General features: G+C 37.3%; 9 protein-coding genes and 4 pseudogenes. 8 read left to right on the top strand and 5 right to left on the bottom strand.

Going from position 1 to position 10,391, the window contains the following annotated elements:
* Positions 1-340: 340 nt before the first annotated feature.
* The 6 genes and pseudogenes from BTO22_RS02585 to BTO22_RS20380 form a co-directional block, all read left to right on the top strand.
* Positions 341-673 (top strand): annotated as a pseudogene (locus BTO22_RS02585) (IS3 family transposase); the annotation flags it as partial.
* A gap of 118 nt (positions 674-791) precedes the next feature.
* Positions 792-2,384, top strand: a complete 1,593-nt coding sequence (locus BTO22_RS02590) for a methyl-accepting chemotaxis protein (protein ID WP_105054157.1) — start codon at positions 792-794, stop codon at positions 2,382-2,384.
* Between the two features lie 32 nt (positions 2,385-2,416).
* The gene (locus BTO22_RS02595) at positions 2,417-3,529 is read left to right on the top strand and encodes a hypothetical protein (protein ID WP_105054158.1); all 1,113 of its coding nucleotides are present in this window, start codon (positions 2,417-2,419) and stop codon (positions 3,527-3,529) included.
* A gap of 9 nt (positions 3,530-3,538) precedes the next feature.
* Positions 3,539-3,946, top strand: coding sequence for a phosphate ABC transporter substrate-binding protein (locus BTO22_RS02600; protein WP_105054159.1), 408 nt, complete (start codon positions 3,539-3,541; stop codon positions 3,944-3,946).
* A gap of 579 nt (positions 3,947-4,525) precedes the next feature.
* Complete coding sequence (locus BTO22_RS19830; RefSeq protein WP_146107513.1) at positions 4,526-4,705, top strand: hypothetical protein; 180 nt, start codon at positions 4,526-4,528, stop codon at positions 4,703-4,705.
* Positions 4,706-4,781: 76 nt separating this feature from the next.
* A pseudogene (locus BTO22_RS20380) lies at positions 4,782-5,371 on the top strand (ISL3 family transposase).
* A 24-nt stretch (positions 5,372-5,395) separates the two neighbouring features.
* Here the strand turns inward: BTO22_RS20380 and BTO22_RS02615 are convergent.
* Both BTO22_RS02615 and BTO22_RS02620 read right to left on the bottom strand, forming a co-directional pair.
* Positions 5,396-5,596: pseudogene (locus BTO22_RS02615) on the bottom strand (transposase domain-containing protein); the annotation flags it as partial.
* 129 nt (positions 5,597-5,725) lie between these two features.
* On the bottom strand, positions 5,726-7,384 hold the full coding sequence (locus BTO22_RS02620) for a methyl-accepting chemotaxis protein (RefSeq protein WP_105054162.1): 1,659 nt from the start codon (positions 7,382-7,384) through the stop codon (positions 5,726-5,728).
* Positions 7,385-7,569: 185 nt separating this feature from the next.
* Between BTO22_RS02620 and BTO22_RS02625 the strand changes: the two genes are divergently transcribed.
* Together BTO22_RS02625 and BTO22_RS02630 are read left to right on the top strand one after the other, a co-directional pair.
* Positions 7,570-7,875 (top strand): transposase, encoded by a 306-nt coding sequence (locus tag BTO22_RS02625; protein ID WP_181044542.1) that lies wholly within the window; start codon positions 7,570-7,572, stop codon positions 7,873-7,875.
* Entirely contained in the window at positions 7,815-8,747 is a 933-nt protein-coding gene (locus BTO22_RS02630) for an IS3 family transposase (protein ID WP_258132548.1), read from the top strand. The genes BTO22_RS02625 and BTO22_RS02630 overlap by 61 nt, the downstream gene beginning before the upstream one ends.
* Positions 8,748-8,750: 3 nt before the next feature.
* On the opposite strand, the gene BTO22_RS02635 is transcribed toward BTO22_RS02630, so the two are convergent.
* The 3 genes and pseudogenes from BTO22_RS02635 to BTO22_RS02645 all read right to left on the bottom strand — a co-directional run.
* The gene (locus BTO22_RS02635; protein WP_105054165.1) at positions 8,751-9,164 is read right to left on the bottom strand and encodes a transposase; all 414 of its coding nucleotides are present in this window, start codon (positions 9,162-9,164) and stop codon (positions 8,751-8,753) included.
* Positions 9,100-9,426, bottom strand: a pseudogene (locus BTO22_RS20105) (winged helix-turn-helix domain-containing protein); the annotation flags it as partial. The pseudogene BTO22_RS20105 and the gene BTO22_RS02635, both read right to left, overlap by 65 nt.
* A 397-nt stretch (positions 9,427-9,823) precedes the next feature.
* Positions 9,824-10,391 (bottom strand): succinylglutamate desuccinylase/aspartoacylase family protein (locus BTO22_RS02645; protein WP_181044543.1); only part of this gene is annotated, 568 nt, incomplete at its 5' end.

A 10,391-nucleotide genomic window follows, 5' to 3' on the forward strand; every position in this document is an offset into this window, starting at 1 on the left:
GTGTTTCCATTTAAAATCAGGATTAGAAATTCGACATGTGTATTTTTTTTTACATCTAACATGCACTTTTACATTCTCCTGACATATCCTGTTTAATTGTAAGTAGCATCCTCTTACTGACTTAATTGTAATTAGCATTATCTTCCTGTTTGATTCCTTTGTAAGCATTAACTCAGTACATCAATAATTTAGCGCGTCATCTTTAGAGCCTCTCATGTTGTTATTGTATTTCAATATAACTACCAAGCTGATAATAAAATATACAGCGATAGCCCCCCTATCGGCAGGATAGTTGTCACTGTTAAAATTTAACCAGTTTAGGGCGGCATAAGAGTTCACCTTGTCTCGTATTTCAATAGAAAGAAAAGAAGCAATATTAAAAAAACTGTTACCGCCACACTTAATGTCAGTAGCGGAAGTCTCAAAAGAAGAAGTTATCAGCAGAGCAACCCTGTATTATTGGCGACAACAACTCAGCCAATACTGTCGAGCAAAAGGCTTGTATCTCGAACAAATTAAAAACTGGAAAAATGAATGTATGCAAGGCTTTAAATCCAGTAAAGAGCAGGAAGCTAAAGCCAAAAAACAGGCTAAAGAAGATAAACTCGAAATAAAAGAGTTAAAGAAAGAGCTGCGGTACAAAGAAAAGGCGCTTGCTGAAACCGCGGCGCTATCCAAGGTTTGGAGTCCAAGAGTGCTACTTTGTACGTATAAGTAGATTTCTTCCGATAATTCGATAGAGTAAAAACATCTTTTAGGTGACTTTTATCAATTTTTTAATAAGGTAAGTTATGAAATTAAAATTAAGTTTTTTTTGCGGATTCGTCATAGTGCTACTTAGCCTTAGTGGTTATTTTTTCCACGAAGTAGGTTCCAAAGCAACAGAAGAATTACAACTAGTCAAAAACAACATATTTCCAGCTAACGAAGCTGCTGTAAAAGCAAATAATTTACTTCGTAGTTATCATCAAAATATAGAAAATGCAGTAGTCATCGGTGATAAAGAAGCTCTTAAAGTAGCAAAAAAAAACTTCAATGATATGACTGATTTATTGGTAAAATTAGAAGCATTGGTAAGCGATAAAAGAAATGTAACAAACATAAAAAAAGAAGTTAAGTTATATCATCAAACCGTTATTAATCAGGTTGAAAGTTTTCTAAATGGTTCGATTAAAATAAATGATTTTTTAGTTCAAGCCCAATCAAACACAACGAAGTATGAGCAAATAGAAAAAGAGATGGAAAAATTAATCATCACTCAATCTACAGAGCTTAATTCACTCATAACTTATACAAATAAATATATTAAAGCAAAGCAAAATGTGTTTTTTATCTTCCTAATTGTAGGGCTAATTATAATCATTGGCTTTGCATCTTACGCGTTTATTGTTTCGACAAGAATGACTAATGCTATAGATGAAGTTGCTTCAGCACTTCAAAGTTTCGCTCTTGGTGAAGGGGATTTAACTCAACGAATAGATGTCGGTGAGGGAAATGGTTTACAGCAGCTTATTAATAACTTTAATAGTTTCGTGTCATTACAAGAAAAAAACATAGGGTTTATAAAAGTATCCGTCGATAAGTTAACTGATATTGTCTCTGGATTAAACCAGTTTAGTTCTGAAAGCTATTCAAACAGCGAATTCCAAAAAAATCTTATATATCAATCAACTACAGATATATCAGAAATGTTGCAAGGTGTAAGAGTGATTTCTGATAATTCGGTTAATGCCAAAAATAGCGTTAAACGAACAAGCGAATCAACAGAAGCAAGTAAAGTAATTATTAATAATTCTATCACAGCAATGAATGAACTTAGTCGTGATGTTACTCGTTCATCAGAGGTGGTTGGTGAACTGATTCAGTATACAAATAAAGTTGGATTAGCGGTCAATACAATCGGCGATATAGCCGAGCAAACAAATTTATTAGCATTAAACGCGGCTATAGAAGCAGCTCGCGCAGGAGAACAAGGTAGGGGTTTTGCAGTTGTTGCAGATGAAGTTCGTACCTTAGCAAACCGAACACAAAGCACTACGTTAGCTATTCGTGAAATGTTAAATAGTTTTTCAAATATATCATCTGAGGTATCTACCGTTATGTCTACCAGTGTCGAAAGAGCAGCGATAGGTTTGGATAATGCAGAGCAGGTCGTAAATATAATGAATCAAGTTAACACAGGAGTTAGTGAGTTACTTGATAGTAATCAAATAATTGCAAGCACAGCAGAACAACAATCAGTTAACTCTAATAGTATAGAGCAAAAGTTAAAAGAAATAGATTCTCAGTCTGAAGTATCAATAGAAATGATGAGTCAATTACTTCAAATATCAAACCAGATAGGCGAAGTAACAAAACAATTAAATCATCTATCCGGCCAATAGGTCATATTTAAAATAGGAAGTAGGAAATATAAATGAAAATAAGTAGGTTAACTCTCGCTATATCTTCGTTACTAGCTTTACAAGTGTCGACTCAGGCTCTTGCTGAATCAACGATTAACGGCTTTGCATCTATTGGTTATACCAACTCGAAGAACAATTCAGGTTTTGCTGGAATTAATGATAGTAATATGTATCCAGAAAGCTTATTCGGATTGCAAGGCAATTTTGATGTGAACGAGAGTGTTGAAGCAACAGTACAAGTTGTAGCTCGTGGTAATGAAGAGTGGGATCTTGAAGTATCTCAAGCAAATTTAAGTTATAAGTTTGATAATGGTATAAAAGCCCGCGCTGGTGTTATTCGTGCTCCGTTCTTTCTTCTTTCTGAGTATCTAGATGTCGGTTATGCACAACCTTGGGCGCGCTCACCAGAAGAAGTTTACGGTTTAGTTCCTGTTGATTCTGTAACTGGTGTTGATGTTCAATACGAATTCTCATTTGATGATTCTTACTTAGCACTGCAAGTATTCGCAGGATCACAAAAGTTCTCATTTGCAGGGGTAGATGGTGAAGGGAAGGACGCGTATGGTTTAAATGCTACTTGGTATGACGATAGTTGGACTCTTCATGCTAGCTACAGTCAAGCGACTATCGTCGCAGATGAGATCAATCAAGGTTCTGGGCCATTTCCAAAGCCTGTTCTTTCTGAAGGCTCCGAAGATGCTAGTTTTGCGAGTGTAGGCGCTCGATATGATAATGGAGTATGGCTAGCTATGAGTGAGATTACTCATACACGTATATCAAACAATGATGGCATACCATTGTATCCAGAAAATAATGCTGGTTATGTAACGCTTGGTTATCATATTAACTCAGTTATGCCATACATTTCATACTCTCGAATTGAGACGCTAGGGATTGATGATACTGGCCATATGATCGGAGGAGGCACCATTGAGACGGCTTTCGACTATGAACGTAATTCTTATAGCCTTGGTGCTCGCTGGGATATTAAACAAGGCTTAGCACTTAAAGCTGATGTAACCTATTCTGATTATGCGAATACAAATGGGGGCACAATTGGAGGCCTCACATCAAATGCGGATGATGATTACATTTACACAATCAAACTTGATGCAACATTTTAAGGAATAAATATGTTTAATAAAATAAGTGTCTTAATAGTGTTATTGGCATCTTTTACAGCTAACGCGGGAATTGTAATTATTGGTTCTCCAGACCTTACGGGGCCAATTTCTGCAAAGGAAGTAAAAAAAGTTTACTTAGGAAAAAAAGTTAACTTTAACGGTGGTAAGTTAACTGCGATTGAAATCAATGAAAGTGAAGCAATTAAATCTGATTTTCACAAGCAAGTAACCAATAAATCAATTGTTCAACTTAACTCTTTTTGGGCTAAGCAGTTATTTACTGGTAAAGCTAAACCACTAAAAACTACAGCTAGTCAAGCGGAAATGAAAGCAAAAGTTGCGACAGGAAGTGCAATGATTGGTTATGTTGACGAAAGCTTAGTTGATGATCAAGTTGTAGTATTACTTAAGCTTTAAATTGAGTAGGATGGGGGCTCACCATGGCCTCCTGTAATGGTACGATGATCCTGGAGACTATTTAAGCCTTATAATCTTATTATGAGGTATGTTATGAAACGTAAAGAACGAATGAATTATACTAACGAACAAAAACTAGAATATGCTCGCATGATGGTTGAAAATAACTATTTAAATCAACAGATCAAAGATATATGGGTCTTCTGCGTTTCTTGTTGGAGTAGAACCCAGTAACCATAAGGGTTAGAATGTAGTATTGATTTAAAAACGTCCTGCTTTTATGAAAAATTTACGCATCCCTCTAGGTATTAAAACTCTTGATATTGAATCGCAACTCATTGATTCAAAGGTCGAATAGTAATTACTGTCACAAGTACGCAAACTCAAACTGACTGCCATAAATGTGGAAAACCCGGGACAAAATGCTATGGGTACTCATCTCCAATTAAAATCAGGCATACCTCAATTTTTGATACTCAAGTCCTATTAAAAATCAGACCAGTTCGTTATCAATGTGAGCATTGCGATGATCACGCAACCACAACTGAAAAATATGACTGGTGCGCTAAAGGTGGGAAGGTGACGAAAGGATTGGAGGACTATTTGATGCGATGTGTCATTAATAGCACGGTAGAGGACGTATCCAAAAAAGAACGAATTGGTTATCGCGTATTAGTGAGTATCATGAAGTCACGTATAGATAAACCCGTTGATTGGAGCAGTATTCGAATATTCACACGATTGGCATTGATGAAATAAGTAACTGTAAAGGTCATCAAAATTTCATTGCTATTGTGAGCACCTAAGAAGAACCGTAAAATGTGTCTGCACAGATATGCATGATGGTTTTGTCTATCCCGTGATAGAAGTCTTCGGAAAACAAGCAGTTATCACTGATAGGTACCATGTAGCTAAGCTCTATAGAAAACCACTGGACGATCTCAGGATCAAGGAAATGGTAAGGCTTAAGAAAGAGCTTACTGTGGCAGAATATAGTGAATTAGAAGGCATGATGTGGATCTTACGCAAGCAGCATGAATGCCTAACCGAAGCTGAAAAAACAAACTAGCATTGCTTTACCAGCACTCACCGATACTAAAAAAAGCGCATAGCTACGGGCTACAACTGACACAAATCTTCAATCCCCATTCTAATAGAGAATCTACGCTCTCAAAGATTGACCGCTGGGTAGAAAGTGTGGAGCGTAGTGAACTTACTTGTTTTAACCGCTTTATCAAGACTCTCAAAAAGTACAAAGGGTACATCGCTAATTATTTTAAGACGCGAAATACGAGTGGTTTTGTCGAAGGACTAAATAATAAAATCAAAGTAATAAAACGACGTTGCTATGGATTTTTTAAAACGGAGTCATTATTTCAGAGGTTGGTTCTGGATTTGCAGGGGTATAAAATGTTCGCATTTTGACCAACAAGAAACGCAGAAGACCCTTGACTTGTTGCGTTGTAAATCCATCCAAATAACGAGCCATACGGCCTGTTGAGCTGGTAATCGGCGACGCCGAATACTTGTTTTGTTAGTATTATGAAGAGCCTGTTCAATCCATTCCATCTCAATAGCATTAACAACAGACTCATAGTTACTACTGTTTTCTATCGTTTCATGCGCTTGGTTTAACTCATCAACTAACATATAAAAATCCCTACCAACAAAAGTTAGTAGGGATTATCACGCGATCTTAGGATCGTTCAAGTACCTTAAACGATCGGCATTAACTTCTATTTTAGTGGCCTTTACTTTGTCCTATATTTATTTTAAGTATTACAATGTGAATCGGTCAACAATATCTACAAGTGTATTCGCTTTTTTATTAAGTAAAACGCCACCTGCTCTATTATGCTCAGCTAGCTCTGCTGACTCAGAGCTTTGATCTGAAATCGAAACGATGAGCTCTGAGATCTCTTGACCTACAATACTCTGCTCTTGTGTCGCTGTTGCTATTAACAAATTCATTTCAGTTATCGTATTCACAGATACTAAAATTTCATTCAATACTTCAGAAGCCGCTTCTGCTTTACTCACCGTCAATAAACTAAAGTTTTTGCTTGCCGCCATCACCTGAACCGCAGAGTCTGAGCCTGATTTCAACGCTTCAATACGTTGATGAATTTTAGCTGTACTGTCCTGAGTGCTGCTTGCTAATTGGCGAACTTCATCGGCAACCACTGCAAAACCTCTGCCTTGCTCTCCTGCCCTTGCCGCTTCAATGGCAGCATTTAATGCAAGTAAATTAGTTTGCTCTGCAATTCCTTGGATAACAGATAATGAGCTTGCTATATTTTGTACATCCTCTTCTAATTTAGAGATCACATGACTTGCTTCATCCAATTCAGACGCTAACGTTTTCACTGACTCAGAGGCTTCATTAACTGTCCTCATTGCTACCTGTGCGTGATTATCGGCATCTTGAGCAGAGCTAGCTGCCTGCTCTGCGTTCAATGAAATATCATGAGAGGATGTGGTTAACTCCGTCATTGCTGTCGCAATCTGCTCTGTCTTTGAACGTTGATTCATGACAACGGTATTAACCTTATCTGAACGTTCAGACACGCTTATCGTTTCAGCCATAACATCTTGACTAACTACCGACACATTACTGATGATTTGATGAAGTGAGGCTACAAATAGATTGAAATTTTTACTTAATTGATTAAATTCTGGAGCGGTAAAGTCGGGCATCTTTGCCGTTAAATCTGCATCCCCAGAAGCAAATGAACGGATAGATTCATCAAATAATCGAATAGGAGAGATAATGCTTCGATTGATAACAAAACCAAGCACAGCAACAACCACAACAATAATCAAAGTAAAGATCATAATAGTTCTCATACTTTGAGATAATTTATCATCACTCAGCATTTTCATATCATTCAGCGCTGCATCAATATCATCAGTATAAAAACCAGTGCCTACGATTAAATCAAATTGAGGAACATAAATACTATAAGTCAGCTTTGCTAAAGGGATATTAGTGTTTGGTTTTGGGAAAAAATACTCCGTATACCCTGAACCATTTTTTGCGGCCCTAATAAGGTTCTGGATCAGGTAATTACCTTTTTTATCTTGAAGATCCCAAACATTTTCACCTACACCATTGGGGCCAATCACCCTCAAACCATTAGGCTTAAAACCCATAATATAACTATAAGGGCCATCAAAAGTTATAGAACTCAACAATTCATATATGTCCGATTCTTTAGTTTCATTTTCTGACAAATGCTTAAGCTCTGACGAGATTATTTCCATGTACGATTTAAGCTCTGTTCGCTTCATTTCCATCATTTGCGAACGAGTCATATCCATTTTAGCTTGGTGAAGTGCTTTCGTTTCTTTATAAGTTATTGCCATGATCAACACGGATGTTAAAACAATTGGTAAAATTGCAAGCAAGTACAATCTTACTTTTATTGATAGATTCATTTAAATATCTTTATTTGGAAGTAAATAGTGATACTACTATCAATATCCATACCAGTAATTAAGAATCCGTTTTAAAAACTAACTATATGTTAAAATAATCCGAGCCACTTCACTGGTGGTATGTAGTGGTCTAATCGTTCCGGACACCTCTATAAGTTTTAGTTATTATGTCACTAGAGGTGAATATGAATAAGAAAAATACACGTAGAACGTTTACTCTTGAGTATAAACAAGATGCAGTTAAATTAGTTACAGAGCAAGGCTATTCAAGACAGAAGGCAGCTGACAGTTTAGGTATCTCATTAAGCGCTATCATTACCTGGGTTAGGCAAAAATCACCAATAGGTGATTCAAAAGAAGCTAAATCAGTTACATTAAACCTTTCAGAACGCAGTGAATTAGAGCGCTTAAGAAAAGAGAATCAACGCTTATTGATGGAGCGCGATATTCTAAAAAAGGCCGCAGTCTTCTTTGCGAAAGAAAACGGATAAGATACCAATTTATTCAACAGCATAAAGAAGACTGGCCAATAACAATGCTTTGCGCGGTCATGAATGTAGGTACGAGTTCTTTTTACACATGGCAAAAGAAACCCAAAAACGTCATTGATATCAATAGGTTTCAGTTTGATGTGGCTGTGAAGGAAACCTTTAAAGAGCATAAGATGACATTAGGTAGTCGTCGAATGGTTTCTGAATTAGCTAAAAAAGGGAGCATTATTGGACGTTACAAAGCCAGAATGACGATGCGCAGATTAGGGCTTGTGCCGAGGTATCCTAAGAAATTTAAAGTAACTACTGATAGCACTCATAATAATAGGATTGAACCAAACAGGCTAGATCGTAAGTTCTTAGTTAATAAGATAAATACTTGTTGGACAACAGATATTACCTACATCCATACACATCAGGGATTTATTTATCTTGCTGTTGTTATGGACTTATATTCACGACGAATTGTTGGTTGGTCGATTGCAGACCACATGAAAACATCTCTTTGTAACTCAGCCCTTCAAATGGCTTTTTGGCAAAGAAAGCCACCCGCAGGTTTATTGCATCATTCTGATAGAGGAAGTCAATATACAAGCTATGAGTATCGTTCTTTAATGAAGGATATGAAAATGAATATCAGCATGAGTGGAAAAGGTGAATGCTGGGATAACGCTCCTACAGAGCGTTTCTTTCGTAGTCTCAAGCACGAACAATTGAATTATGAAACGTTTAAAACTAAAAAAGAAGCTAAGCTAAGTATTTTAGATTACTTGGCGTATTACAATGAATTGCGCCCACATACCGCTAATGGTTATTTGTCACCGCTCCAATATGAGAAAGAAACACGAGATTTGGTGTCCGGTTTTTGTTGACCATTACATTACGGTGAGGTTATTAAATTCATCGGCAAGATACCTCTGGTGCCAACTCGCTTGAGCCATGATAACAACAGCATGCTTGCCAGTTGGTGTGGCTTGAGAAATTAATCTGAGTTGCTCTTTCATCGCTTTCATATTGCTCAGGGGAACCACTATCGCTTCAGCTTCTCCTGTCGTGACACATACTGCTCCGAAAAGGTATGCATACTCAAATTGCTGTTGTTGTACTACTCTAGGCTGCGTACCTTTTTCTGCCCATATCCGCGTTGTTGTATTTCGCTGACCAAATCGAGCCTCGTCTTGAAACCATATTTGAACATCTTTTAAGGCTACATGGCCAGGGATCTTAAGGATCGTTTCGATTGGGAATTTTTTTAAAAGCTTCTTGAGCTTCGACTGACTGCTTAGGATGTTTAGAGCGAGTAGTAATCCAACTCAAACCTATGTCATGTAATAACTGATAGAGCGCCAACTTTTTATATAATGTATTGAAATTGCTTTCTATATAAAGCCCAACATCTCTCGCTTGAAGACGAGCGCCACTCTCATTTACGGCATGTTCGATAACATATTCTTTGAGGTGTAATTTTTGCTCATCTGTTAGGCGATGAGGTCTACCTGAATGTGGTTTCTCTTGAAGCCCTTCAAGACCATTATCGAGATATGCTTTGACCCATTTATTGACCTTACCCTGCTAACTTTAAGGTACTTAGCTATTTTGGTGCGACTTTTACCGTCAACAAAATGAGAAACGGATAAATAACGTATTCTAAGTCGAGCATTGGATGTGGAATTAATCAAACTCGGAAAATCATGCTTCATAAGGATTCCTTTTAAGAGTCCATATTAGATCATAAAATTAACGGAATTGGTATAAAACATTCGGATTTTGACCAACAAGAAACGCAGAAGACCCTGTTTTCTTTGCCTTACTAAAAGAGTTAATTGTTGTATTTCCATCGGCTAATGCATGGAAAGAGATAAGTAGGGTTGATGATAAAAGAAAGGCTTTATTCATAAAATAAGAGAGGCGAACCTCTCTTATTTTTAAACAGTGTTAGTAAAAAATACTACAGTGTAGATGTTGTGATTTGACCATTAGTCAATTGATCTGTATCCGCTTCGATGATTTCATCGATATAGGTTTCAACCGTTTGACCTACCATTTCATCATCTTCAGTAAAATAAGCAAGATGGAAAATAGCATCTCCCTCATTAACCAAAGGCAAAGTTTGCTGGCCAATAACGATACCACCTTTATGAGCGCGAAGCTCGATTTCACTATGGCCTAGCGGTGCGCTGATATAAGCCAGAACCTGACCTTTCTCAACTTGTTCACCTAGAGTCACAACAGTACGTAAAATACCGTCACTCTCTGCACGTAACCAACTTGTTGATTTTGCTATAATAGCTTCAGGTAAACGCTTTCTGCTTGCCTTTAGCATACCGATGGCTTGCATTACACGGTGCACCCCAACATAACCCGCATTGATAGCAATCGGCTCAAAGCGTAACGCTTCACCTGCTTCATAGGTTAATACTGGGATGTTACATTTTTCAGCTTCACTGCGAAGAGAACCGTCTCTTAAAGGTGAGTCAACAATCACTGGCGTACCGAATGCGTGTGCAATACGCAAT

The organism is Aliivibrio sifiae (genome assembly GCF_002954705.1).
In the GTDB taxonomy this organism is placed as follows: domain Bacteria; phylum Pseudomonadota; class Gammaproteobacteria; order Enterobacterales; family Vibrionaceae; genus Aliivibrio; species Aliivibrio sifiae_A.

Coding starts and splice junctions, on each gene's coding strand:
- BTO22_RS02600 (WP_105054159.1), top strand. CDS start 3,539: ATGTTTAATAAAATAAGTGTCTTAATAGTGTTATTGGCATCTTTTACA.
- BTO22_RS02620 (WP_105054162.1), bottom strand. CDS start 7,384: ATGAATCTATCAATAAAAGTAAGATTGTACTTGCTTGCAATTTTACCA.
- BTO22_RS02595 (WP_105054158.1), top strand. CDS start 2,417: ATGAAAATAAGTAGGTTAACTCTCGCTATATCTTCGTTACTAGCTTTA.
- BTO22_RS02590 (WP_105054157.1), top strand. CDS start 792: ATGAAATTAAAATTAAGTTTTTTTTGCGGATTCGTCATAGTGCTACTT.
- BTO22_RS02625 (WP_181044542.1), top strand. CDS start 7,570: ATGAATAAGAAAAATACACGTAGAACGTTTACTCTTGAGTATAAACAA.